Here is a 26,485-nt window from a genome sequence, read left to right as displayed (position 1 = left end):
TGCTCATAAATCAAGCTTTATTGTTGCATTTACTATCCAAGTAAAAATAATAATATTTATTTATTAAGCCTTTTTAAGGCAATACAATTACACCTTAAAATAACTCTCTTCGTAAATAAATCGTTAATCGAAAGTGTAAAATTGGAATTTTAACACCAGAATCAGTCTTGTAGCGTTAATTGTCGGTTAACCACTTAACAACTTAACCCTTAAGGGATCTAAACTAGATCACAGCTAGAAAGCAAAAAGAAATCTTACTTGACAACAGTTATAATTTTTCCTAATGAACAAAACACCAATTCATGTCTTATTGGTGGAAGATAGCCCTGATGATGCTGCTTTGCAGTGCCGTCGGTTTTTGCGATTAGACCAGGAACAGTGGCAAGTAACTCATGTTGAGTTATTCAGTGAAGCAATTAATGCTTGCGGTAATAATCAAATTGATGTGATTTTACTAGACCTTAACCTGCCTGATTCTAAGGGGTTAGAGACCGTAGTAAAATTTGTTGTCGCTGTGCCGAATGTCCCAATTGTAGTACTTACAGGATGTTTTGATGACCAGGAAACAGCACTTAATGCCTTAGGGTTGGGAGCACAAGATTATCTTGTCAAAGATCAAATTACAATGCCCCTATTAGTGCGTACAATTCGCTATGCAATCGAGCGGGGACAAATCCTCAAACAGTTACAAGATAGTGAAAGACGCTTCCGAGGAATTTTTCACAATTCCTTTGAACTGAGGAGTTTATTAACACCAGAAGGAAATATTCTAGAAATTAATCAGACGGCCCTTGATTTGTGGGGTGTAAAACAAGAAGAGGTGACAACTCTGCGGCTATGGGAAATGAAGTGTTGGTCTGACTCTCCAGAAATTCAGGAACAGTTGCAAGCTGCGATCGCCCAAGCCGCCAACGGTAATACTGTCCGCAACGAGTTCCCGGTTCGCACAACCTCAGAGGTAGTAGCCTGGATCGATTTTTCCCTCAAGCCATTACAAGACGACAGGGGAAAAGTGATACTACTTATTGCTGAAGGTAGAGATATTACCAATGTGCACCACGAGCTTCGCTTACGCAAACAGGCTGAAGCTGAACTCCTCACCGCTTTGACTAAAGAACGGGAGTTCAGTCAGATGAAACTAAATTTTGTTTCCCTGGTTTCCCACGAATTCCGTACACCATTGACCACTATCCGTTCCTGCAAAGATCTCTTGGTGCATTATTGCCGTGAGAGCATGAATCAACAAAAAAGCAAGCATTTCCAACGCATTGAAGCGTCAATTAATCGCATGCTGCACTTACTTGACAATTTGCTCCTTGTTGGTCAAGCCGAGGCGGGTAAACTAGAGTTCAAGCCAATTTGCTTAAATTTAATCGAGTTCTGTAGTGATCTTGTAGAAGAGTTACAAATTAATGCTAGTAGTACACATGAGATTGTCTTCACCCATTCAGGAACATGTATTAACGCCTATATGGATGAAACTCTGCTGCGTTTACTCCTGGGCAATCTACTCTCTAATGCGATCAAATACTCTCCTGAGGGCGGAAATGTCACTTTGGCACTCTTGTGTCAAGATGAAGTCGCCAGATTCCGGATTCAGGATCACGGCATTGGCATTCCCCAAGAAGAAGCTTCTCGACTCTTTGAGTCTTTCCAACGTGCCAGTAATGTAGGGAAAATTGAAGGCACAGGTTTAGGACTCTCTCTGGTCAAAAAATCTGTAGACTTACATGGAGGTAAGATTGTTGTCGAGAGTGAAGTGGGCGTCGGCACAACTTTCACAATCATACTACCGCTTAAGAGTGTGGTGGCAAATCAACAACAGGTCAATTGGCTCCAGAGAAGTTAAACTTCTAAGATTTACGGACGTTGTGCTTGATCCCAAAAAAAGGTCTATAAACCGTACTAGCAACTTCGAGTTCCCCCGGCCCTAGCGTTGGCATTCGGCGAGTAAAATAGGGGCAAAACCTTAACATGGTGCGACTGCTTAGGTAATTAGGTTGTTCGTGCCAATGCCTCAAAAGCAGTCCAGGCAGATGAATCAACTAAAAAAGGAGGCACCGAGTCTTTATCGAATACTAGGAATATTAGCACTTCGAGCTAACCTGCCCATGCCTGGAGTTTACATTGTTCCCAGTGCTGCTGCCAAAGCCTTTGCTACGGGGCGTGACCCAAAAAAGGCGGCTGTGGAGGTGACAAAAGGGATTATGCGATTCTTACTAGAAGATGAGTTAGAAGTGGTAATTGCCCGGGAACTCAGCCACATTTACAACCGTGGTACTCTGACACAAGCTGTTGCTGCAACGGTTGCTGGTGTCATTTTTTTTCTAGCGCAAATGCTGAGCTACAGTTTGTGGTTTGGCCGCGACTCTCGCCGTCGGGACAATGGTGCAAATCCCCTAGTTTTGCTATTAATAGTAGTTCTCGCCCCGATAGCTGCTTCTGTAATTGAGATGGCTATCTCCCGCACTAGAGAATTTTCGGCTGACGCGGGTGCAGCTAGACTAACAGGTAATCCTAGAGCCTTAGCTAATGCCCTGCAACGGTTAGACAAAAGTGCAAGTCAAGACCAATGGCAGGTAACCCGGCTTTTGAACGACTGCTAATTATCAATTCCTTTAGTGGTGAATTTTTAAGCAATTTATTCTCTACTCACCCCTCCACCGAGGCGCGAATTCAGCAGCTAGTAAGACTAGAGGAAGAGCTTTCAATCTCAGATTATTACCTAATTCGGCAAGAAAGCTCCCGCTATAATCTCTGATTTAGCGGTGAGATGAATTGCCAGTGAAAAGCACTTGTGCTAGTATTTTATCGTGGTTGTTAAGTGATAAATGCTAGTCTACGAAGCCAAGTTAAAGGGAAATATAAACCAGTACGAGAGGCTAAACGAAGCCATTCGCACTGGTTTGTTTATCCGTAATTCTTGTCTTCGTTTTTGGGAAGATGGCAACGCCAAGAGTCGGAACGACTTATACAAATACGTCACGCGATTAGCCAGAAATACAGACTTCCCTTGGACTAAAAACCTTAACTCACAAGCTCGTCAAGCTATGGCAGAGCGTACTTGGGCAGCTATTTCTAGGTTCTTCGATAACTGCAAAAAGCAGATACCAGGCAAGAAAGGCTACCCAAAATACAAGAAAAATAGACCCGCCCACGGCTCAGTAGAATACAAAGTCACGGGCTGGAAGCTGTCTGAAAATCGAGACAGAATAACCTTCACTGACGGCTTCAATGCTGGCGAGTTCAAACTCTACGGCAGTCGAAACTTAAACTACTACCAACTTGAGCAAATCAAGCGAGTCAGGGTAGTACGTAGAGCTGACGGTTTTTATGTCCAGTTTTGTATCGACTATGACCGGACTGAGGAGAGACAGCCAACAGGTAAAACTGTAGGACTTGATGTTGGCATCTGTGCTTTCTACACAGACTCTGATGGTAACAAGATTGATAGTCCCAAGTACCTGAGAAAGTCTGAAAAAGCCCTAAAGCGCCTACAGAAGCGAGTCTCTCGAAAGTTCAAGAAAGGTCAGGCTCAGTCAAGTAGCTACAAGAAAGCCAAGCAAAAGCTTGCAAGAAAGCACCTCAAAGTAAGTAGGCAACGTAAAGACTTTGCAGTTAAGACTGCATTGTGCGTAATCCGGTCTAACGACTTGGTAGCCTATGAAGACTTAAAAGTGCGAAATATGGTGAACAACCACAAACTAGCTAAGTCTATTTCTGATGCTAGTTGGACGATGTTTAGGACTTGGGTGGAATACTTTGGGAAGGTATTTGGCACGGTAACCGTGTCCGTACCTCCCCACTACACTAGTCAAAACTGCTCTAATTGCGGCGCAACCGTCAAGAAATCGCTTAGTACTAGAACTCACAAATGCGGTTGTGGAACTGTATTAGATCGTGATGAAAACGCGGCGAAAAACATTCTCAAATTAGGACTACGTACCGCAGGGCATGCGGGAACATTCCAGGAATACTGGACCAACGCTTCCGGACAGATGAGCCTCTTTTGTCTTGATGAAAATCAAGATACTAAGTTCGCTGGTTGAAGGAAGAATCCCCCGCTATAACCCTTCGCTTTGCTCGAGGGCAAGCCTTTGATTTAGCGGCGGGAGTGTCAAAAATTGAGTTAGTTAGAGAAAGATTTAGTTGCTTGGGTAATGGTAATTTTTACTATAGCAATCTTAGATGAATTGTGAGAACTGCATATTTTATCTTTGTCTATCTGTGGTTAATTTTTCTCAGGAATCATTTAGGATTTCTATAGTGAGTAAAGTTTCTTCAGTTCAGCCTAATAAGGAGAAAGTAACTAATCATGACTACTGAAAACAATCAAAACAACGTCCCTAAAGAGCGTGCTATCGTCGAATATAGCGAGAGGAATAAAGAAATAGTAGAAACTAATATGCCTGAGGCATCTAAACAGGTGCAGCAGGAAACTTTGGCACTGATTGAAGCGATACAAAAACGGGCGCAGACTGAAGCGCGAAAAGCCGGTGAATTTACCCTTGAGAAATATCTGGAGGCGGTAAGCACAGCACAGGCAGAAGTTGAAAAAATGAATCTTTTTGAGCCAGAGCAGATTGAAAACTCAATCCGACTGATGAGAGAAGAGGCGAATAAAAATTGGGAGGCAATTGCTAAAGATGTTACCAGCCTCGGCGATCGCCTTTCTGATGCTGCCAAAGCTGCCTGGGATGCTCTCACGACACCTCGGCCCGATTCCAGAAGCTAGATGTAACAGTCTGGAACTGTAAATACTAGTTGTCTAAATGTGATTTTTGTAACAATCCCGTTCCTGATACAGGAGCGGTTTTTTGTCAGTGATTCAGATGCATTGTTGATCTAGGTTCACGATAATATTTTTTCTTGCATTTTCTCCATTACCTCAATCAATTCTCCAGGTCGGTCAATTAAAAAATCTGGATTATGTTCAGCTAAGGCACTTTTTGAGTTAAACCCCCAGCTAACAGCAATTACTCTAATGTTGATTTTTTTTGAAGATTCAATATCTCTAGTTTCGTCTCCTACATAGACAACTTCTTCTGAGTTTAACTTACGGGCATTCATGATTTTTTGAATTAATCTATGCTTGCCAAATATTGTGGTTGCAGAATAAACAAAATCAAATAAATCTTCCATGCCGTGTTCTTGTAAGAACAAAGTTACATTGTCTTCTGAGTTAGAGGTCAATATCCCTAATTGGTGACCTTCATTTTTTAACTGCAACAGTACTTCTTGCATCCCCGCTAATGGTTGCAAACTGGGGATTTCTTGATGTAAGTTTGCTTTAACTTGTTTGAGAAGAAAAGGCAATTTAAAAATAGAAATTCCTGACCGCTTAAAAATCTCTCTAGAACTCAAATTTCTAACTTGATCAAGTTCCTCTGGCAATGTTGGCTCATATCCAAACTCTAGCGCCAAGCGATTAGTAATACCAACAACGGCATCAAGTGTATCAGCAAGCGTGCCGTCAAAATCAAAAATTATTAACTTTACCCTCATTTGTGAACTCAGAGTGTTGACAATGATCAGTGATCAGTTAGATATCCCAAATTGCTCAAGATTGGCGCGAGCATTCCGCCGCAGCATTTCTGGCTTAATTCGCCTTAGTGCAGAGGCCGGAAATCGCTGGTTCCACTCATCATCCGAGATTTCTGCTAACTCCCTGAGTGTGGGAGCCACATTCCAAGGGTAAGGCTGAAACTGTGGTTCGTCGGTTTCTTGCGCAAAACGTTGGTTCCAGGGACAAACATCCTGACAGATGTCACAACCAGCAACCCAACCTTCTAGATGAGGTTTAATGTCTTCTGGCAATTCTTGGCTTCGATTTTCTATGGTGTGATAAGCAATACATCGGTTGGCATCAACGACGAAAGGTTTAGTAATTGCGTTTGTGGGACAAGCATCAAGACAACGAGTGCAGGTGCCACAGTGTTCCGTTTGGGGCTCGTCTGGAGCAAATTCCAGGTTAGTTAAGACTTCTCCCAAAAAGACCCAACTGCCGTATTCCGGCGTAATCACATTGCCATTTTTAGCAATCCAGCCAATTCCTGCCTGTTGTGCCCAGACTTTATCCTGTACTGGACCTGTATCAGCATAATAACGTGCTTGGACTCCTTCACCAAACTCTTGCAGCCAATTGGTCAATGCCTTCAATTTTTTATGCATTACCTTGTGGTAATCTCTACCCCAACCGTAACGGGAGACTTTAGCATATTGGGAGTCATCGGGACGCTGATGGGGAGTGTAGTAGTTAAGGGCAACACAAATGACAGACTCTACCTCAGGCATACAGGCACGGATGTCAAAACGCCGGGGATTTTTCATCCATTCCATCTCAGCATGATAACCCAGGGCCAGCCACTCCTGGAGGTGTTCGACGGCTGAACTATCAGCAGCAGCGTTGACTGTAGCGATGCCCACTTTCTGAAAACCCAGTGATCGGGACTTCTGCTTCAATTGAGAACTGCTGACAGATACTTTCACAGGCTCCTTTTGTATTAGTAAATTAGCTAAAAGTCAAATAAGAAGTTTTTCGCAATGTTATTTGTAATTTTTATTTACAAAAGTTTGCGAAATGTTGCATGATGAAACTGATAGGGTCAAGTACAAGCAAAGGAGGTGAAGGACTTGATTTCTTTAGCCCTTCAGAACTACTCGGTTTCCAACTGAGTTCTGAAACCTAGCGATTGATACCTGAAGTAATAATTTTTGAGTTTCTGACTATGCCATATACTTTACAGTCCGCTCAATCCATTTTTCCCAACACTCAAGTTGCTAACGCTGTTCCAGACACTATAGAACAGTACAATCAACTCAGCGCTGAAGACCAACTGGCATTACTCTGGTTTGCTTACAAAGAAATGGGAGTGACAATTACCCCTGCAGCCCCAGGAGCGGCTCGTATGGTACTAGCGGAAGGCTTGCTCGCGCAAATTAAACAGATGCCTCCTGCCGCCCAAACACAAGTCATGTGTGATTTGACTAACCGTGCCGATACTCCCTTCTGCCGTTCTTACGCCTCTTTTAGTATGAACATCAAGTTGGGTTTCTGGTATCAGTTAGGGGAGTGGATGGCACAGGGTATCGTCGCTCCTATTCCTGAGGGTTATAAGCCTTCTTCTAATGCCTCAGCCGTACTCCAATCAATCAGGAATCTTGATCCAGGTCAGCAAATTACAGTACTGCGTAATACTGTAGTAAATATGGGATACGATCCTGATGCTCCCGGCAGCTACAAAAAAGTCGAAGAACCGGTAGCTCCACCGACTGCACCCGCTGCTCGTACTCAGGTGACAATTGAGGGTATCAGCAATTCTACAGTTTTAGGCTACATTAACAACATGAACGCCAACGACTTTGAGGCGGCTGTTGCCTTATTCGCCGAAAAGGGTGCTCTGCAACCCCCCTTTGAAAAGCCAATTGTCGGACATGAGGCGATCCTCGCCTATATGCGCGAACAATGCCAAGGACTTAAAATGATGCCAGAGCGAGGCGTCGCTGAGAGTGTAGAAGATGGCTATACATCGGTTAAAGTTACGGGTAAAGTCCAAACTCCTTGGTTCGGTGCTAGTGTTGGCATGAACATTGCTTGGCGCTTTTTACTAGATCCTCAAAACAAGATTTTCTTCGTCGGTATCGATTTACTGGCATCTCCTAAAGAACTACTCAACCTAATCAGTAGATAGAGAGCTGCAGAAGATTTGAGGCAACTTTAGACGCTTTACTCTTTTGCCTCAACTTCCACCATGATATTAGTTGAACCCTATCGCCCACGAAGTGACAGCTTTCTGGGGATGGCTAAACTGGTATCTAGAATAAATTTACACGAAATCTATCTAAGAGGGCAGGTTTACACCTGCCTTTTTACTTAATAATGATTTCGTAAGCGAGGAAGACCTGATGACTATTACTCATACCCCAAAACAGAATAACCAGTCTGCTCTGACTAGTAACTTGACAATAGAGGGGATTACTCAATCGGCAGTCATCTGTTACTTTAGCAAAATGAACGCTGGTGAATATCCAGCAACAGCAGCCTTATTCGCTGATAATGGTGCAATGCTTCCGCCTTTTGAAGAACCAATAGAAGGAAAAGAAGCGATCGCTAATTACTTGGAAGCTGAGGCTAAAGGTATGCAGCTATTTCCCCATGAGGGAATTGCTGAAACCCTAGAAGGAGAACAGACTCAGATTCAAGTCACAGGTAAAGTACAAACTCCCTTGTTTAGTGTTAATGTATCCTGGATATTTGTCCTCAGCCCAACCGAGGAAATTCTCAGCGCCCGCATCAAATTACTAGCCTCTTCTCAAGAGCTATTAAAACTTCGTCGTTAAATTGCTGCAATATCTATCGTTGCCAAATCTTTGGCTTACCAATGTAAGTTGGCAACTGCAAAAGCTGAACAACCAAAAAAGAACGCCCCACTAAACTTTTGTTATTAGTGAAGCTATTACTTAAGGGATTATCACACCATAAGAGCTGATCTAAATCGGCTTCTCAGTCCTTAAAACTGCCAAACAGCTCTTGATTAGATCAAAAGATTGCCTATTTTTAAGTACCTAGAGATTGCTTAGGCTACGGCTGCTTGTTCCCAAGAACGAGCCAACATCTGACGTCCTAAATCTATATCTTTGGGGGCGCATTGCCAGTCTGGGTGAGCAGTCATTAACAGGCTATCTATTGTCTCGTGATCAAACAGATGCCAAACAGCAGCACCAACCACTGAACCTTCAATGGCGTAACAGTTAGGGCTAATACAGTTAATAATACAACTACTCGCAATCCGTACTAGCTCCATCCGCTCGCCTGGTTGGAGTGAGCGGAACTGCAAAATGTTTTCTTTCCACTGCTCGAAAGATGACACAGACAATCCCGGAATCGCTACCTTAAAAGCAGCATCACCATTGACTGCAATCCAGTAATGGCGTGATGGGTCGATACCTTCCAACCAAGGAGATTCATCATCAAGTCGGTAGCGAGGAGACAGGGTTAATGGCTGTGTCTGTGTCATGGATAGTTGAGTAAATGAGAAACAGGATTTACTAAAAACAAATGTGCAAAAGCGCGCCCAATACTATCATCAAGGATCAAAGGAGCGTTTTTACAATACAGTATGATCGAAATTGAGTCTCTTAACTTTCCATAATGCTATTTATTATGAGAACTAAATCAAGCTAATTTAACAAAGCTTATCAATTTAAGTAAAAATAAGGGGTTTAATAAGTTTATTTAACAGACATCCCAGGAAAAGGGCGACTGAGGGATTTGGGGACTTGACTCACTATCTTCGCGGTTGGGAAGCTTAATTTATTTTAAAATCGGGAAAAGTAAATTAATTGCCCTAGGTTAAGCCCAACAAAAAACTTTGACAATTTCCCAAAAAAAAACTAGGGTCACGGTGTCTTTTGCTCCTTGGGCAGATGGGTTTCCAATCTCAGGCAGTTACGACCATCTACTGTGTCTTGCAAACGATATTCCACTCGATCCATTAACCTAGTCATAATCAACCAGCCATAGCCATTTTCTTGCGGTACATCTGGATTAGGCGGCAGATAAGTAGATAAGTCAAACCCTTTGCCATAGTCCCAAATCTGTAGAGCAACATCTGTGTCTTTGATTTCTAGACAAATTGAAATCGGCAAATTTGGTTGATCTCGATGAGCGTGACGTACTACGTTAGAAAAAGCTTCCACTAATGCCAGTCGCAAACGGCGAAATTGCTTCTGCAAATCGATGGATTCCCCTACCTCGGCTTGCAAAGTTACCAGCAACCAGTTTTCTACAACGCTCAAGAATTTTAAATCGCTCGGTATTTGCAGCTCCGTCTTCATCGACTATAGAACCTCCAGAGAGAGTATGGTTTGGTCATCTTCCTGAACGCTGTTAGTGCATTCTCGAAAACGGTTCAGCAAATTAGTCAGGTCAAAGGGGGCTGACTCCTGAGTAATCAGTTGCCAAAGACCGGATTGATTGAGCATCTTCCTGATATCGTTGTCATTTTTTCTGGCGATACTCGTCGGTTCCGCCATGAGTGCTTCTGTAATTCCATCGCTGGTTAACAGCAAGATGTCACCAGCCTTCAAGGTTAACAACCCTGCTTGTGCTTGCCAAACTGGTATGATTCCCAAAGGAACGCCACGAGTCATGAGATAATTAGGCTCCACGGTTATTTCCTGCTCTGGGGAAGCCCTTTGTTGGGCTAGTAGGCATCCAGACCAGGCAATAGGATAGATGTGACCAGCATTAGCATAGACTAACTGTCCTGAGGCTGGGGTGTAACGTGCCAGTACCATAGTGATTAAACAATTGCAACTGACTAGGTCGTCTGACATGATACTGTTGAGATTTTTCATCACGACCTGTGGTTCTGGAGATATTTCCTGAGCTAACTCCCGCCTGAGAATGGAAATCGCACTCGCCATAAATAGAGCAGCAGGAACCCCTTTGCCCGAAACATCACCTACCGCTAGCCAAACATCTCCTTGAGGATGAACATAAACTTCAAAAAAATCACCGCCCACTTCCCTGGCTGGGTAACAATGAGCCTGTATCAGCACGCTTTCTATATTCGGCCAGCTTTGACGTAACAAGTTTTTCTGAATTTGGCGAGCTAACTCAAGCTCGTCAAGCATCTGCTGGGCTTGTAACTGAGTGCGTTGGTAGAGTTTCGCCTGGGAAATTGCTAGGGCTGCTTGTTGGGCAACGTCTTTAATCAAGTCCACGTCTTCCGGTTGCCAATAACTTCTGCTTCCTTGCTGATAGAGGTAAAGAACCGCTAGGATTTCTTGTTGATAGATCAAGGGAACTACTAAATGCACCGACTTTAAGTCTTCGGTGTCTTCTTGCCAAAATTTTGCTTGGCGGTTCTCTATGACCTTTTCAATGAGCGAGTCGGCATTAGGCAGGGGCGATGTTTCAATTTCAGCAGCTTTGTAAGAGAAATCTTTTAGTGTTAACTGGTCACCGTCTATTGGTTGCAGAATGCAACCTGTGGCTTGAAAATTATTGCCAATAGTTTTGACAACAGTTTGCAGAATACTACCATAGTCAAGTGACTCTTCTCGAATGGCTGTTGTGATCGAATTGAATAGTTCTTCTCGTCTTAAAGCACGGCGGAGTTGATGAGTTCTTTGTTTAACAACTTTATAAGTGTCAGCGGCTTGTTGAACGACTGCTTTGAGACTCTCTGGGTTCCAAGGTTTGGTAATGTATTTAAATACTTGACCGGTATTGATCGCTTCTACCAAATCATCAACATCGGCAAAACCAGTTAAAAGAATGCGAATTGTGTCTGGGAATCTTTCAACCGTCAGACTCAGAAATTCTGTCCCATTCATTAGGGGCATCCGCTGATCAGAAATAATGACAGCCATCTCCCCTTCCTTGTCAAGAATTTCTAGGGCGCTTCTTGCCCCGTCGGCTTTGAAGACACGAAAATCACGCCGGAAGGTTCTATAGAGCAAATCTAGATTGTCAGGCTCATCATCTACCACCATCAATTTGAGTTTATCGGCCTGACTCATTTGCTCGATCCGGTTCCTGCTTTTGTTAGAGACGACAGCTTGAAGAGCATTCAATGGGTTTATTAGGGACTTTTCCTCATTCAAGAACCGTGCAAAATTCTCCAAGCTTGGAGAAAGTTTGAGATAGGTTCGGTATTGGACTTAGCGGTGCCATCCTGGAGATCAGCAAAAGTGCTAGTCAACACTTATATGGAAACACATCGAAAACAATTTCGATTTTCTCATTCCATCACATTCAGTAGAGGTTTGTTCACCCAAGCTAGCAAATTAGACCGCTTAGCATAGCCAGAAACTCTGTAAAGCAAGCCAGTAGAACAAACTACTCCTGGCTTTTGATTATTGACATCCCCATGCCTAAAAGTAACGGGATTTTTGATCTTAAGAATCCACTTAACATTAAATAATACTCTTAACTGCCAGCAGTAATGCTCTCACTAAGATTAATCACCACACTTTCCTGTCCTTTGATCTTTACTTTCTCTGAAAAACTAGCTTTAGATCCGCAAGTATTGGCGGGAAAGGAAACCAGAGCAGGAAATGGGTTTGCCGCTTTTCTGTGCAACAAAACATCATATGATATTCTATCATTTTCTTGCTTTGCTTACACGAAAGAGCTGTTAACCTGTGACTTTTAAGGCGATTTCTGTAGATGCGATCGCCCCAATTACTAGTAGATGCTTAAGTAGGTAGTTAGCCAACCCAGCAGCTTAATATTTGTTGGTGCGTAACAGCGGCTAGTTCCTCACGATAAAGATAACTCAGCCCACTAAACCAGAGCGAAGGGCACGGACGGCAGCTTGGGTACGGTCGTCGGCACAGAGCTTATTTAAGATATTCCGAACATGAGTTTTGACGGTTCCCACAGTAATGTATAACTTATCAGCGATCGCTGCATTGCTGTAGCCTTCTACAATCAGTTGCAAAACCTCCAGTTCCCGTTCAGTCAGGGGGTAGGCTTCGAGCATTTCACTGTACTCTGGTTCAGCAGCACTGATTTTCACAGTATCAATTGTTGCCGTAGTTCCCGCTTTCCCTTTGGATGAGTTGGCTTGCTTGAGAACAATTTTAGCGATCGCCGGGTCGATCCAAGAGTTCCCTTCACTGGTGACCTTAAGCGCTTCTAGCAAACTATCAAAATTGATCGTTTTCATGCAATAAGAGTCGGCACCTGCGGCAAATGCCGCCATTACCGCCTCTTCGTTATCTTGTAAGGTCAATACCAGAATCTTGGTTGGTACTGATGAGCCTTTAGTAACCGATTCTTTAAGCCTGCGAGTCAGTTCAATGCCGTCCATATCAGGTAAACCGATGTCAACGATCCCAACATCTGGTTGGAATCTTTCCAGTAATTTGAGGCCATCGGCACCATTGGCCGCCTCACCTACTACTTCAATTTCATTATGCTGTTGCAGGGCTGTTCGAATCCCGACCCGGGTTAGGTCGTGGTCTTCAATGAGAGCAACGCGAATTTTACTCATCATCAACGTTTATGGTGTTGAATTAGCGGCTTTCCGGAGGAAATATGTCCAATTTGGGCATAACGTTAGATTGATATCTACCTCTAAGTAGTGGTAGGTATTTCTCAACTACAGATAGATTGTAAATAGCAAAATGCTAAGACGTCGATTTAATTGTCTTAATCCAGAACCATGACTGGTGACTCCCAAAGATCCACAATCAACGCTTACCCAGAATATTGTTCATTGGGGAGTTTTTATTTAGCACTCTGACACTCTTGAGAAAACACTACTAAACCCAGAAAAGGATTTGTCCTTGAGTAGGGGTTTTCTATTACTTTTGTTTTTTCGTGGTTCTGGTCTTTTTAGGCAGCGCTTTCCAGCTTGCTCCATAATTCAATAGTACCACTGCCATCAAAGTCTTTAGTAACGCGGCTCCCTTAAGAGAGGCAGCTCACCACCAGGGAATAGAGAGCCAGAGCTATTTCTACCAACTCAAACCCTTGTGGGCTAACTTAGCTGGAACGTAAGTAAGGAGCATTGATAATGGAGGCCTCTAAAATTTTGCCAGATCAAAGCGAGTCGCGAAGAGATCTTTCCGTTCGCTGGCGAGGCGCTTTAATTATCTCGATCCCGGTTGTTTGTTTATTAACTTCAATTGCTGCCATTGCCACACTACGCTCAAAAACTGTAGAAGCTAGATTTGAGGAAGTACAGAGCCAGCAAACCCTCACAGCAACTAATGACTTGATCATCGCGTTAATCAATGCCGAAACTGGCGTACGGGGTTATGTGATTACCAGGCGTGAAGAATTCCTCGAACCTTACTTAGAGTCAAAGGTTCTCCTCCCTGAGTCTCTTAATTCTCTCAAAGATCAAGTCCGAGCCGATTGGCTGGAGGATCAGCAATTCCAAGATATTCTTGGACTCGTGCGGCAACAAATCCTGCTTCTGGAAAAAATTCGCCAGACGGCTAACTTGCAAGGAGCCACCACCGGAGAATCACCCACACTGACTGCTCAGCTACTAGAGGCTAAGTCGAGTCGAGACCAACTTCTGGGGAAAATTGAGGGACTCTACCAGCAAGAGGAGAGTTGGCAACAAAATCGTGAAGCGCAAGTGCTGCGTTTACGGTTATTGACAGATGCTGTTCAGTGGGTGGCAGTAGTTGCTGGTGTACTTAGTTCGGGAGCCGCGTTGTACCTTTTCAATAAATTGGAGAGGGAGCTAGCAGAGCGAGCAAGTCGCTTACGAGAGAGTAATATTCGGCTGCAAGCTGTTTTCGATAATGTAGTTGATGGCATTATTATTCTCGATGAGTGGGGTTATATTGAGTCTGCCAATGCCGCCGCTGTAGAAATCTTTGGTTATCAGCCCGAGCAAGTCAAAGGCTTTCACTTACAGCGACTGATTGCCGAAAGATTGACGGATGATAGCGGCAAAGTAATGAGCTACGTCAGGGGAAACCTGCAATATGAACTAGGAAGTCAACGGGAAACTGTAGGTCGTCGCAAACTAGGCAAGCTGTTTCCTATGGAGCTAGCAATTAGTGAAATGCCACTGGAAAATGAGCTTCTCTTCTTAGGGATCGTGCGCGATATCACAGAGCGCAACCAGTGGTCAGAAACCCTCCTCAAACAAGCTCAGCTACTAGATTTAGCAAATGACACCATCATGGTGCGCGACCTCAACGAGAGAATTACGTACTGGAATCAGGGAGCTGAGCGGATGTACGGCTTTTCTCCCAAGGAAGCGGTGGGGCAATCTATCCACACTCTGCTCAAAGCTGAACTCCCTCAACCGTTAGAGGAAATTAAGCAGAGCCTGCGACAAGATGGTTACTGGCATGGGGAAATAGTTCGGACTAAGCACAATGGAACCCGTGTTGTAGTTGCTAGCAGTTGGACTTTGCAGAGGGACGATGCAGGTCAGCCCATGGCTTACCTAGAAATTGACCAAGACATTACAGAACGCAAGCAATCAGAGGCGGCACTACGCAAGAGTGAAGAACTTTATCGCACCTTGGTTCATAACTTTCCTAACGGAGCCGTGTTCCTGTTTGACCAAGAGCTACGATACACCATTGCTGAAGGGGCGGGATTAACTCAGTTCACTCTAGAGAGTGAGACACTCACAGGTAAAACTATTTGGGAGGTATTTTCTCCGGAAACTGCTCAAGTATTAGAGCTAATGTATAAAGCTGCTCTAGTGGGCAAGGCTACAGTTGAGGAAATACCTTTGGCTAACCGCATCTATCGTGTCCATGTGCTGCCTGTAACTAATGAAAACAAGGAAGTGTTTTCTGGTATGGCGATGACTCAAGACATTACGGAGAGTAAAAAAGCAGAGGAAGCATTGCGCAATCGTGCTTATGAATTAGAAAAAATGACGGCAATGCTGGCACAAACTACGGCAATTCTCAATAAGAAAAACTCCGAACTTGATCAATTTGCCTACATTGTCTCCCATGATCTCAAAGCACCACTGCGGGCAATCTCCAATCTTTCTCAATGGATTGAAGAAGACCTCGAAGGTCAGTTGACGGAAGATACCGGGCATCAAATGAACTTGATGCGAGGTCGTGTTCATCGGATGGAAGCCTTAATTAATGGTCTTTTGCAGTATTCTCGCGTGGGGCGACTGCGCACTGACTTAGAACTAGTAGATGTCCAGGTATTACTAGGAGAAATTATCGATTCTTTAGCGCCGCCGTTGGAGTATACGGTGACAGTAATGCCAGGAATGCCCACCATTAAAACGGAACGCTTGCCTCTAGAACAAGTGTTTGCCAATTTAATCAGCAATGCCATTAAGCACAATCAAAGGCCCGACGGACAGGTCGTAATTTCTGTTCAAGATCAGACAAGTTTTTATGAATTTGCTGTGGCTGATAATGGCCCTGGGATTGCACCAGAATTCCATGAAAAAGTTTTTGTCATGTTCCAAACCTTGGAAGCACGAGATCAGGTAGAAAATACGGGTGTCGGCTTGGCAATTGTTAAAAAAATCCTTGAAGAACAAGGAGAAAGCATTCGCCTGGAATCTCAGTTAAATCAGGGAACAACTTTCCGCTTTACCTGGCCTAAGCAACCAAGAAAAGGTGAGTATCAATGAATAATAAGAAAACCAGTCTTTTGCTAATCGACGATGATGAAGTTGATGTAATGACTGTCAAACGTGCATTTAAAAAAAACAACATCACGAATACTCTATATACTGCAAATAACGGTGTCGAAGGGTTAGCAATGTTACGGGATCCAGATGGGTCTAAGTTACTGGCCGGGCAGCGCAAAATTATCTTGCTGGATCTTAATATGCCGAAGATGGGCGGGATTGAATTCTTGCGAGAATTAAGATCTGACCAGAACCTTAGAAGTATTCCGGTGATTGTACTGACGACTTCTAATGAAGACAAAGATAAGGTAGAAGCCTACAATCTTAATGTTGCTGGATATATTATTAAGCCTGTGACTTTTTCGCAGTTTGTTGAAGTAATGGCAGCAATTAATCAATATTGGATGCTTAATGAAATGCCGTAGTTTTGTCTTTTGTTATTTGTTTTTTGTTGCTAGATTATGACCCATAAATAACTATCCAATTTCCTGAAGGGCGAATCACTAAGAACAAACAACAAAAACTAAAAAACAATTATGGAAGAGATTATCAAAATCCTGGTTGTAGAAGATGATGAAGTCGATTGTATGGCGGTCAGGCGAGCGCTCAAGAAAGCTGGCTTGTTAGCAGAAACGGTCACAGCTATCAATTGCGCCAGTGCAATTACGACTCTCAATCAACAGAGCTTTGACTGTGTCATTCTTGACTATCGTTTGCCGGATGGGGATGGATTGACTTTGGTAAAAAAAATACGCAGTAATGGGATTAATATCCCCTTAGTCGTGTTGACTGGTCAAGGAGATGAGCAACTTGCCGTCGAGCTCATGAAAGCGGGAGCCTCAGACTATCTTCCTAAAAAGAAACTCTCACCCCAAAGTCTTTCCCGTAGCCTGATGAATGCTGTCCGGATCTACAGGGCAGAAAAAGAAGCTGCTATGGCAACTCAGGGGTTACTCGACTCGGAAGAACGCTATCGCCTAGTGATTGAGGGTTCTAATGACGGGTTTTGGGACTGGGATCTGATTACTCAAGAAATTTATTGTAATGACCGCCTTTATGAAATCGCTGGCATGCGACCTGTCCCAGCTAGCTTCACTTACAAGCTCTTTTGTCAACGGCTACCTCGCTCAGATCGGGTTAAAATTGGTCGAGCGGTAGCAGCTCATCTAGAAAATAACTTAGAACTGGAGGTAGAGTTCCGGCTGTTGCATACCTCCGGAGAATATCGTTACTGCATCGCTCGTGGCAAAGCACAATGGGATGAACAGGGGCAACCATTACGGATATCTGGTGTACTCAGCGATATTAGCGAACGCAAGCGCTCAGAAGAATCTCTGCGCTTTCAAGCCCAAGCTAGTAATCTCCTTTCGGCTTCCCTAGACTACCGTACTACTTTGGAAAACCTGGCTAAGCTAGCAGTACCTCGCCTTGCCGACTGCTGCGCCATTGATGTGGTAGAGTCAGAATCGTTTTCTCGTCGCCTTGCTGTTGCTCACGTACATTCAGGCAAAGAAAAGTTGCTCTGGGACTGGCAGCGCCGCTACCCTACTCAGCAGGACGATGAGTATGACTTTGCTAAAGTTTTGCGGAGCGGTCAATCAGATGCTTGCTTTGAAATTTCTGAAGAACTGCTCACTTTAATGGCGCGCGATCAGTCGCACCTGAAACTATTACAGGAATTAAACTTAAAGTCTTACATCTGTGTTCCTTTAAGGGTAGGAGAGAAAACTTTAGGTTCAATTTTATTTATTTGGAGTGAGTCAGGTCGTCGCTACTCTAAAAGAGATTTGGCTTTTGCCGAAGATTTAGCACGCCGTGCGGCTTTAGCTATGGAAAATGCACGACTCTACCGCGAGGCACAGGAGGCGGAGGCACGCTTAGATTTACAGAATAAAATCCTTGCTCAGCGAAACCTGCAATTATTAGAAGCTTCACGACTGAAATCTCAGTTCCTTGCCACCATGTCTCATGAGCTACGAACTCCGATGAATTCTATTCTAGGCTTCTCTCAGATGCTATTGCGCCAGCGCCAGAATTCCCTGACATCTCAACAGGCTGATATGATTGAGCGCATTCTCAATAATGGCAAGCACCTACTAGCGCTGATTAATGATATTCTTGACCTTTCCAAAATTGAGGCTGGACGTCTAGAACTCAAACCAGAACCCTTTAATCTGGAAGCTCTAGTAAGAACAACTATTGAACAAATCCGCTCCTTAGCTGATGAGAAACATCTGGCATTGCACGTCCAAACAAATTTACAAGACCCTAACACGATTAATGACAGCATTCGCCTTAGGCAAATCTTAGTCAATCTTGTCTCCAATGCTATTAAATTTACCGAAGTTGGCAGTGTGCAAGTGGAGGTTAGGGAAATATCCTTCGACAGATTATTACTCACTGTTAAGGATACTGGTATTGGCATCGCCTCAGACGACTTAGAAAATATTTTTGAAGAGTTCCGACAACTCGATCAGAGTATTACTAAAAAGTACCCTGGTACGGGTTTGGGACTAGCAATTACTCAATCTTTGGTGCAGTTGATGCAAGGCAGTATCAAGGTCGAAAGTCAGCTCGAACAAGGCTCAACATTCCGCGTCGAGTTTCCCAGGGAAGTAAAAGCTTCAAGCTTGTATCTTACCGTCAATAGTAAAAGTCAACCAGGAGCTAAAACTGCAGAAAAATCCCCATCATCGCAGAATTTGAGAAACCCCAAGAGGTTGCTCTACTAAGGTAGGTTTAACATTGCCAGTTTCTCTAGATGGCAAGATGGAGTCTTTTCTATTGGTGAAGTTACTCTGCTCAAGTTTACCTGACTTGGGTAAAAATGCTCAAGGGAAAAGTAAATTTTTTCTTAACTCTATTACAGTTAGTCTTTACTAAACTAAAAATAAGTTCACATATTGCAACTGGAAAAACTCAACTGTATACTTACCCTTGGCACAAAAAATTCTTTTTTCTTCAGTTACCGCTTCGTTGAAGATTAATGGTTTCTCGATACCTGAGAAGGAAGAGTACGAAGAAAACAGACCAATGAGCGGTAGCTGACCATGTAGCGGTTTAAGTTCACGTGGTGGCAAGTAATCTCTGACCGTTAGCTGATGTATTCAGCAGACCTCAGTCTCAACGGTTATTTACTTTATATAAATCCAACTGACTCAGTAATCTTAGGCTAAGAGGTTAGCCCGGTAAGAGATAGACTGCCAATCTGCCCTCGCCTTCTTCAAAAATTGGAAATTTACAACAACATATGGACAGTTCAAGTAAACAGCACATTGCTCTGATCTCAGTTCACGGTGATCCAGCTGTCGAGATTGGTAAGGAAGAAGCTGGTGGACAGAATGTATATGTGCGCCAAGTCGGTGAAGCCCTTGCCCAGCAAGGGTGGCACGTTGATCTGTTTACTCGCAAAGCGAGTCCAGAACAAGCAAGAATTGTTGAGCATGGTCCGCGTTGTCGTACCATTCGCTTAACGGCGGGGTCAGAGGCATTTGTGCCACGACAAGAAATTTTTGAACATTGCCATGAGTTTTTGGCTCAATTGCTGAGGTTCCAAGAGCAAGAAGGCGTCGAATACTCTTTGGTACATACCAATTACTGGCTCTCTGCTTGGGTAGGCATGGAATGGAAGAAGCGCCAATCAATTAAGCAAGTTCATACCTACCATTCTTTAGGAGCCGTCAAATACAGCTCTGTAGAAGCGATCCCGGCGATTGCTAACACCCGCTTAGAGATCGAAAAAAACGTGCTAGAAACCTCAGAGACAGTTGTGGCAACTTCTCCGCAGGAAAAAGAGCATATGCGATCTCTGGTTTCTCCAGAAGGCAATATTGAGATCATCCCTTGCGGCACCGACATTCACCGTTTTGGTTCAATTGGTCGTGCTGAAGCACGCAAAAAATTGGGGATTAACCCTGAAGAGCAAGTGGTGTTCTACGTGGGACGCTTTGATAAGCGCAAGGGTATTGAAACTCTAGTCAGAGCCGTAGGTCGTTCCCAGTTGCGGGGTGAAGGCAAGCTGAGGCTAATAATTGGTGGAGGTTCTCGTCCTGGTGAGAGTGATGGCATTGAGCGCGATCGCATTGAGGGGATCGTCGCTGAATTAGGCATGAGTGACTTCACCTGTTTCCCAGGACGCATTGGTGACGAGCTTTTACCGATCTACTATGGGGCTGCCGATGTCTGCGTTGTTCCCAGTCACTACGAACCTTTTGGTTTAGTTGCCATTGAAGCCATGGCAAGTGGAACACCAGTAGTAGCCAGCGATGTTGGCGGTCTTCAGTTTACCGTAGTTCCAGAACAGACTGGCTTGTTGGCACCAGCAAAAGACGATGCTGCCTTTGCGGCTGCGATTGACCGTATTCTTGCTAACCCAGATTGGAGCAATCAACTTGGCTTTTGGGCAAGAGAACGTGTCGAAAAAATGTTTAGCTGGGACGGCGTAGCTTGTCAGCTAAGTGAGCTTTATACAGACTTACTCAAACAACCAGCAAAAACTTTGGCTTCAGTGAAAGCTTAAGTCTTAAAACTGGCAAGGTTGAAGGTTTAACTACACCGAAACAAACCTTCAACCTTCTTGTCCTGCAACCGTCAAAGCGACACGCGGTAACCGATGCTTAAAGCTACATAGGATTTCCCAGGAAATAGTTCCTAAAGACTGCGCCCAGTCGTCAGCAGTAATTTGAAACTCCCCATCCTGCCCAATCAGCGTCACTACTTCTCCAGTTTGCAGATCTGGAAGGGCAGTAACATCGAGCATTAGCATATCCATTGTAATTGCCCCAATTTGCCGCACTTGCTGCCCCCGGATTAAGGCAATCATTTTATTAGATAGATTACGAGGGATACCGTCAGCATAGCCAATACCAACTACTGCAAGGCGCAATTGCTTTTGGGCGATAGATTTGTAACCATAGCTGATGCCAGTGCCTGGGGCAATATCCTTCACCTGCATCACCCGCGCTTTCACCTGCATCACTGACTGCAGATCAATCACTCGGCGCAAGTGTTCAGCTGGGTATAGACCATAAAGGGCAAGTCCAACACGTACTAAATCGTAGTGGAGTGTTTGGTCTGTTAAAGTGCCAGCTGAGTTAGCTAGGTGTAAAAGGGGTGGCACGATTCCAGCTTGGTGCAGTTGGCTAACCGCCTCATCAAAGCGCTGCTGCTGTTGCCTAATCACCGTGGTGTCGGTACTTTCAGCTGTGGCAAGATGCGAGTAAACACTAGCAATTTTTAGCTGGGGCAACTGTTGTACCAAAGAGACAAATTGCTTGGCTTGTTGCCAAGGCATGCCTAATCTGGACATTCCTGTATCCAAGTTGAGATGCACTGGTACTGTTGTTGCTAAACTACTCAGGATCTTGGAAAAAAGCAGAGCTTGTTGAGAGTTACACAGAGTTGGTTCTAACTGCCAGTGAGCGATCGCTCTGACTTGCTCTGGGGTATCAGTAGCCCCGAAAATCAATACAGGCGCTTCAATTCCCGCTTCCCTGAGTTGAATTCCTTCTTGCACAGTGGCAACACATACACCAGCAACCCCAGCTTCTAAAACGGTTTTGGCAACTATTGCTGCACCATGACCATAGGCATCTGCTTTCACCACTGCCATTAGTTGGGTTTGAGGTGCCAAAATTTGCTGGAGTTGACGCACATTATGGTGTAGTGCCGCTTGATTAATTTCTACCCAGGCCCGTTGGTAAATCCAGGGATCAGTATTAGTCAAGCTATGGGGAACAGTTTCCAACTGCTGTGGTGTCACCTGATTAGTCTGTTTCAGCATCAACTTTCACAAACCCCTTAACTTAACTGATCGAGTTAGTTGTGACAAGAAAGGCGAATGATATTTATTCAGATACTTCACTCTCTTAAAATGATCATTCATTTTAACGATTAACGAACCACTTTACCCAGACAAGTTAGGGCAGAGTATTCCTGCTCACAAGAGTTTAGATTTTAGCATTCTCATTCTCCCTGAAGCATCTCTCTTCAAAATTTCGACGGGAAACTAAATTAGAGATTTTGTTCATCTTCTTAGATTTAGCTGGTTTCAGCAGTTTAAACCAGAAGTACCGCAGGAATTACTTGAGCAACTAGAGCGCTAATTTAGGCAAGTATCAAGCAAAATAAAAGAACAATCTCTCTTCAATGTTCTTGAAATGATGCAGATCTGAGTCAGTGCTGGAGATATACTTAGCTAACACAAATTTGCCTACTAGGACTTATTCTGAGACTGTATAACTTGATCAGGAACCATCTTACCCCTTGCCCTTGAACCCTTTGTTTCGATGATTATTTGGCTAGTTCCTCAGTTTAGTCAATGTAGCACTACCCTAGGCATTTTAATTTTATCTGCCATTGTCCGAGGAAAAACTAGTTTCGATGGTGGCTCTTTGATCAATACCACCAACGATTTGAGTAAAGTTCCCTTACTACTACAAATTTTATTGCTAGCCACAGCAATAACAGCTCTACTATTAGCAGCAATACTCAGAGAACGTGCCTGGGCAAAAAAATTGTGGCTGTCTCGCCAAGCTAATTTAGCATTGCATCGGCAGTGCCAGCAGTTAGAGAACCAAGTCACAGAAGAAACTTTTCTCCTTGAAAAGTTAAATCAGCAACTACAAAACCAGGTTATTGAACTTCAGCAAAGAGAGCAAGCCTTAAGAGAGACTCAACAAAGATTGGGCGCTATCTTTGACGGGACTTTTCACTTTATGGGACTACTTTCACCGACAGGCACGGTAGTTGAAGCTAACCAGACACTGTTAACTTCTTCAGGTATTGCCGCTTCGGAGATTGTCGGACGTCCCTTTTGGGAGGCAAGATGGTGGAAAAGCTCTACAGAAACCCAAGAACACCTTAAGAAAGCAATTGCTTCTGCTGCTAATGGGGAGTTTGTTCATCATGAAATAGATTTTCTCGGTACTGGGGAAGAAATAGTAGTCACCTTGGACTTCTCCCTCAAACCAATTTCAGATGAAACTGACCAAGTAAAATTACTAATTTTTGAAGGCTGTGAAATTACTCAACATAAGCAGGCACAAAAAAAACTGCGAGAGTCGCAGCAACGGCTTGCCCTAGTAGTGCAGCAAACGCCCTTAGCCGTGATCGAATGGGACACTAACTTTAAAATTGTTGATTGGAACCCAGCGGCACAAAAAATTTTTGGCTACAAAAAATCGGAAATTTTGGGCAATTCTGCCCAGGTTTTAGTACCTACAAGTGCTACAGATCAGGTGAACCAGGTTCTTGATCAACTCTCATCCATTACCGGGGGAACTCGTAGTACTAATGAAAATTTGACAAAAGATGGTAGAACAATCATTTGTGATTGGTATAACATCCCTCTAATTGATCCTCAAGGACAGTTTCTCGGTGCTGCTTCGATGGTTCTAGACATTACCGAACGCCAGCAAACTCAAGAGGCATTGTTAGAAACTCAGGAGCGATTTGCCCTTGCCATTGAAGCCAATGACAATGGACTTTTTGATATCAACTTTAACAAACAGGAGCGTTATTTTTCCCCACAGTTTCGTCAAATGATTGGCTATCCTTTAGATATTCAAGGCCCTTCTTTAGAAGAAATAATCGCTGTCGTTCATCCTGATGACCGGGATAAGGTTCAAGTAAGCTTGAATGGTGTTTTTGATCAACAAAAGTCACGGTGGTCAATAGAGTTTCGTTTGTTCCACACAGATGGCTCAATGTTATGGATTCTCTCACGGGGTTTAGTAATCAGAGACGAGCAGGGTAAAGTAGCACGTCTAGTTGGCACTCTCACCGATATTAGCGATCGCCAGCGCGCCGAAGTGGCGCTACGATCTAGTGAAGAGAAGTTCCGTCAGTTAGCAGAACACATCCACGAAGTCTTCTTTTTAACCAGTCCTAATTTCAGCCAAATTCTCTATATCAGTCCCGCTTACGAAGAGGTGTGGGGACAGACAACGCAGAGTTTGTACCAGCAGCCGAGTTTGTGGCTTGATTCAGTACACCCAGATGACCGCCAGCGCGTCACCATGGCGTTAGCACCAACTATCCGAGGAGAACAAGACTTCGAGCAGCAGTATCGGATTATACGACCTGATGGTCTAGGGCGCTGGGTTTGGGTGCGTGCCTTTCGTATCCTAAATGAGACGGGGTCTTTAGGGCGTATTGCTGGCATTGCCGAAGACATCACAGAGCGCAAATTCTCAGAAACCGAGCTACTACGCCAAGATTTACAAAGGCAATTGTTTGCGGATATCAGCCTAGAAATCCGCCAGTCCTTAGAACTGGAGACGATTCTCCAAACCACTGTCACCGAGGTACGACGTATTCTTCACGTTGACCGAGTATTAGTTTATCAGCTGCGAGCTGATGGTTCAGGCAGCATTGTCACTGAGGCAGTAGTCCCTGAGTGTCGCTCCATTTTAGGAGAGGAAATCTACGACCCTTGCTTTGCCAAATCCCACTTACAAAAATACCGTCAAAGACGAATTCGCACCATCGATGACCTAGAGCACTCACAAATCGAAATCTGCTATGCACAAATGCTGCGCGGGCTTGATGTGAGAGCCAACCTGGTAGTGCCTATTTTGCAACGGGACGTCCTTTGGGGTTTATTAATTGCCCATCAGTGCAGTAGTCCAAGGCAATGGCAGAACTTTGAAACAGGACTGTTGTGTCAATTAGCTGACCAAGTGGGAATTGCCCTATCCCAAAGCCAACTTCTAGAACAAGAAACCCAAACCAAGCAGCAATTAGCCCAACAGAACCTCTACTTAGAGCAAACAAGAAGAGAAGCCGAGGCTGCTAATCGTGCCAAGAGCGAATTTTTGGCTAACATGAGTCACGAACTACGTACTCCCTTGCACGGCATTTTAGGATACACTCAAATCCTCAAACGAGAACTAAATCTGAGTGTCAAGCAACAGCAGGGTCTTAATATCATTCAACGATGTGGTGAGCATTTACTAACTTTACTCAATGACATTTTAGACCTCTCCAAAATCGAAGCTCAGAAAATGGAACTGCAGCCAAGTGATGTTCAGTTGCCCCGTTTTCTCGAAGACATCACAGAAATTGTCCGGATCCGTGCTGAGCAGAAGAATATTTACTTTCATTATCAACAGCTTTCTCCCTTACCAGAGAGCGTTAGAGGGGATGAAAAACGACTGCGCCAAGTTTTAATCAACCTCCTCGGTAACGCAGTCAAATTTACCAATACTGGCGGCGTAACTTTTAAAGTTGGCTACGTAGATTCTCAACAGTTAAAACAGGAAATTAGTGAAACAAATAGCGAGAGTGAGGCTTTAAGAGTCATTAATCCCTTGCTATCTAAGGAAAAGTCTCAGCCGGCTAACCTTCGCTTTGTAGTAGAAGATACTGGCATCGGCATTGCACCAGAGCAATTAGCAAACATCTTTTCGCCGTTCCATCAAATTGCTGACTCTAGTCCTGTCGTAGAAGGTACAGGCTTAGGACTAACAATTAGCCAAAAATTGTCCAAGCTGATGGGTGGTGCCATAAAAGTAGAAAGTAACTTAGGTAAAGGGAGTGTTTTTTGGCTGGATTTAGATTTACCAGCAGTATCTCAGGGGCAAGTAACAGATGTTGTTCCAGAGAGGGCAATTATTGGTTTTCAAGGTCACAAGCGTAAAGTCGTTATTGCCGACGATAGCTGGGAAAATCGTTCGGTTTTTGTTAATTTGCTCTCTTGTGTGGGGTTTGAAGTAGTTGAAGCTAATAACGGTCAAGAGTGTCTTGATTATGCCCGCTCATGGCAACCAGATTTGATTTTGCTTGACCCGGTGATGTCAGTAATTAACGGGTTGGAGGTTACCCGGCAACTGAGACAGTTGCCTGAGTCGAAAGATGTAGTGATCCTTGCCACCTCAGCCAGCGTTTTTGATGACAACCAGCAGCAATGTTTAGCCGCTGGCTGCGACGGTTTTATTAGTCAGCCGGTGCAAGCAGAACATCTTTTTGAACAGTTGCGGACTGAACTTGGGCTGAAATGGATTTATGATCAAGAAGATGAAGTAGTAAGCAAGTTAGACGAAAATACTTCCGTTGAGCAAAATATTTCTGGAGCCCCATCCTGTCAGTTAACTCCCCTTTACCCTTGCACCAGACAATTTCTTGAGGGGGAAATTATTGCACCGCCACTCTCAGAAATTACCATCCTTTACGAACTGGCGATGAGAGGTGATATTGGAGGGATTTGTGAGCAAGCCAGCAGATTAGAACAGTTAGATCAGCAATTCGCGCCTTTTGCCCAACGATTGTCTCAATTAGCCAAAAATTTTCAGGAAAAACAAATTCTGGAGTTGGTTAAAAAATATATGGTGGTGCAGGAATAATTACTGTCAGTTAGTTTGGGGACTAGGAACCGACTTGAAGGT

Annotated in this window: 17 protein-coding genes and 1 pseudogene; 11 read left to right on the top strand and 7 right to left on the bottom strand. The window is 43.9% G+C overall.

Going from position 1 to position 26,485, the window contains the following annotated elements; translation table 11 throughout:
* Positions 1-283: 283 nt before the first annotated feature.
* From ACT7WV_RS09700 to ACT7WV_RS09680, 4 genes and pseudogenes are all read left to right on the top strand, one after another.
* Complete coding sequence (locus ACT7WV_RS09700; RefSeq protein WP_445102707.1) at positions 284-1,849, top strand: ATP-binding protein; 1,566 nt, start codon at positions 284-286, stop codon at positions 1,847-1,849.
* 199 nt (positions 1,850-2,048) lie between these two features.
* A pseudogene (locus ACT7WV_RS09695) lies at positions 2,049-2,761 on the top strand (M48 family metalloprotease); the annotation flags it as partial.
* A 70-nt stretch (positions 2,762-2,831) separates the two neighbouring features.
* Positions 2,832-4,049: an RNA-guided endonuclease InsQ/TnpB family protein gene (locus ACT7WV_RS09685; RefSeq protein WP_445102131.1), complete on the top strand. Its 1,218-nt coding sequence runs from the start codon at positions 2,832-2,834 to the stop codon at positions 4,047-4,049.
* A 266-nt stretch (positions 4,050-4,315) separates the two neighbouring features.
* Complete coding sequence (locus ACT7WV_RS09680; protein ID WP_445102704.1) at positions 4,316-4,735, top strand: hypothetical protein; 420 nt, start codon at positions 4,316-4,318, stop codon at positions 4,733-4,735.
* Between the two features lie 116 nt (positions 4,736-4,851).
* Here the strand turns inward: ACT7WV_RS09680 and ACT7WV_RS09675 are convergent, their stop codons facing one another.
* Both ACT7WV_RS09675 and queG read right to left on the bottom strand, forming a co-directional pair.
* The gene (locus tag ACT7WV_RS09675; protein ID WP_445102703.1) at positions 4,852-5,505 is read right to left on the bottom strand and encodes an HAD-IA family hydrolase; all 654 of its coding nucleotides are present in this window, start codon (positions 5,503-5,505) and stop codon (positions 4,852-4,854) included.
* Positions 5,506-5,538: 33 nt separating this feature from the next.
* The gene (gene queG, locus ACT7WV_RS09670; RefSeq protein WP_445102702.1) at positions 5,539-6,489 is read right to left on the bottom strand and encodes a tRNA epoxyqueuosine(34) reductase QueG; all 951 of its coding nucleotides are present in this window, start codon (positions 6,487-6,489) and stop codon (positions 5,539-5,541) included.
* Between the two features lie 239 nt (positions 6,490-6,728).
* On the opposite strand from queG, the gene ACT7WV_RS09665 reads away from it, so the two are divergent.
* Both ACT7WV_RS09665 and ACT7WV_RS09660 read left to right on the top strand, forming a co-directional pair.
* Positions 6,729-7,691 carry an orange carotenoid protein N-terminal domain-containing protein gene (locus ACT7WV_RS09665; protein WP_445102701.1) on the top strand — a complete coding sequence of 321 codons (963 nt, stop codon included), beginning with the start codon at positions 6,729-6,731 and terminating at the stop codon, positions 7,689-7,691.
* Between the two features lie 214 nt (positions 7,692-7,905).
* Complete coding sequence (locus tag ACT7WV_RS09660; RefSeq protein ID WP_445102700.1) at positions 7,906-8,340, top strand: ketosteroid isomerase family protein; 435 nt, start codon at positions 7,906-7,908, stop codon at positions 8,338-8,340.
* Positions 8,341-8,576: 236 nt separating this feature from the next.
* Here the strand turns inward: ACT7WV_RS09660 and ACT7WV_RS09655 are convergent, their stop codons facing one another.
* From ACT7WV_RS09655 to ACT7WV_RS09640, 4 genes are all read right to left on the bottom strand, one after another.
* Positions 8,577-9,017: a hypothetical protein gene (locus ACT7WV_RS09655; protein WP_445102699.1), complete on the bottom strand. Its 441-nt coding sequence runs from the start codon at positions 9,015-9,017 to the stop codon at positions 8,577-8,579.
* Between the two features lie 382 nt (positions 9,018-9,399).
* Positions 9,400-9,837, bottom strand: a complete 438-nt coding sequence (locus tag ACT7WV_RS09650; protein ID WP_445102698.1) for an ATP-binding protein — start codon at positions 9,835-9,837, stop codon at positions 9,400-9,402.
* A 3-nt stretch (positions 9,838-9,840) separates the two neighbouring features.
* Positions 9,841-11,529, bottom strand: a complete 1,689-nt coding sequence (locus tag ACT7WV_RS09645; protein WP_445102697.1) for a SpoIIE family protein phosphatase — start codon at positions 11,527-11,529, stop codon at positions 9,841-9,843.
* A gap of 758 nt (positions 11,530-12,287) precedes the next feature.
* Entirely contained in the window at positions 12,288-13,007 is a 720-nt protein-coding gene (locus tag ACT7WV_RS09640; RefSeq protein WP_445105615.1) for a response regulator transcription factor, read from the bottom strand.
* A 525-nt stretch (positions 13,008-13,532) separates the two neighbouring features.
* Between ACT7WV_RS09640 and ACT7WV_RS09635 the strand changes: the two genes are divergently transcribed.
* The 4 genes from ACT7WV_RS09635 (at position 13,533) to ACT7WV_RS09620 (ending at position 20,619) form a co-directional block, all read left to right on the top strand.
* Positions 13,533-16,100: a PAS domain S-box protein gene (locus ACT7WV_RS09635; protein ID WP_445102696.1), complete on the top strand. Its 2,568-nt coding sequence runs from the start codon at positions 13,533-13,535 to the stop codon at positions 16,098-16,100.
* The gene (locus ACT7WV_RS09630) at positions 16,097-16,525 is read left to right on the top strand and encodes a response regulator (RefSeq protein WP_445102695.1); all 429 of its coding nucleotides are present in this window, start codon (positions 16,097-16,099) and stop codon (positions 16,523-16,525) included. The genes ACT7WV_RS09635 and ACT7WV_RS09630 overlap by 4 nt, the downstream gene beginning before the upstream one ends.
* Before the next feature lie 111 nt (positions 16,526-16,636).
* The gene (locus ACT7WV_RS09625) at positions 16,637-18,832 is read left to right on the top strand and encodes a sensor histidine kinase (protein WP_445102694.1); all 2,196 of its coding nucleotides are present in this window, start codon (positions 16,637-16,639) and stop codon (positions 18,830-18,832) included.
* 518 nt (positions 18,833-19,350) lie between these two features.
* A complete protein-coding gene (locus tag ACT7WV_RS09620; RefSeq protein WP_445102693.1) occupies positions 19,351-20,619 on the top strand; it encodes a glycosyltransferase in 1,269 nt (422 codons plus the stop codon).
* 48 nt (positions 20,620-20,667) lie between these two features.
* Here ACT7WV_RS09620 and alr read toward each other — a convergent pair whose 3' ends face one another.
* The gene (alr, locus tag ACT7WV_RS09615) at positions 20,668-21,882 is read right to left on the bottom strand and encodes an alanine racemase (protein ID WP_445102692.1); all 1,215 of its coding nucleotides are present in this window, start codon (positions 21,880-21,882) and stop codon (positions 20,668-20,670) included.
* A 505-nt stretch (positions 21,883-22,387) separates the two neighbouring features.
* Between alr and ACT7WV_RS09610 the strand changes: the two genes are divergently transcribed.
* Complete coding sequence (locus tag ACT7WV_RS09610; RefSeq protein WP_445102691.1) at positions 22,388-26,443, top strand: PAS domain S-box protein; 4,056 nt, start codon at positions 22,388-22,390, stop codon at positions 26,441-26,443.
* Positions 26,444-26,485 lie beyond the last annotated feature (42 nt).

The organism is Symploca atlantica LB2515 (genome assembly GCF_052546295.1).
The sequence above is the reverse complement of the archived record's forward strand: the minus strand, read 5'-3'. Positions and strand labels throughout refer to the sequence as shown.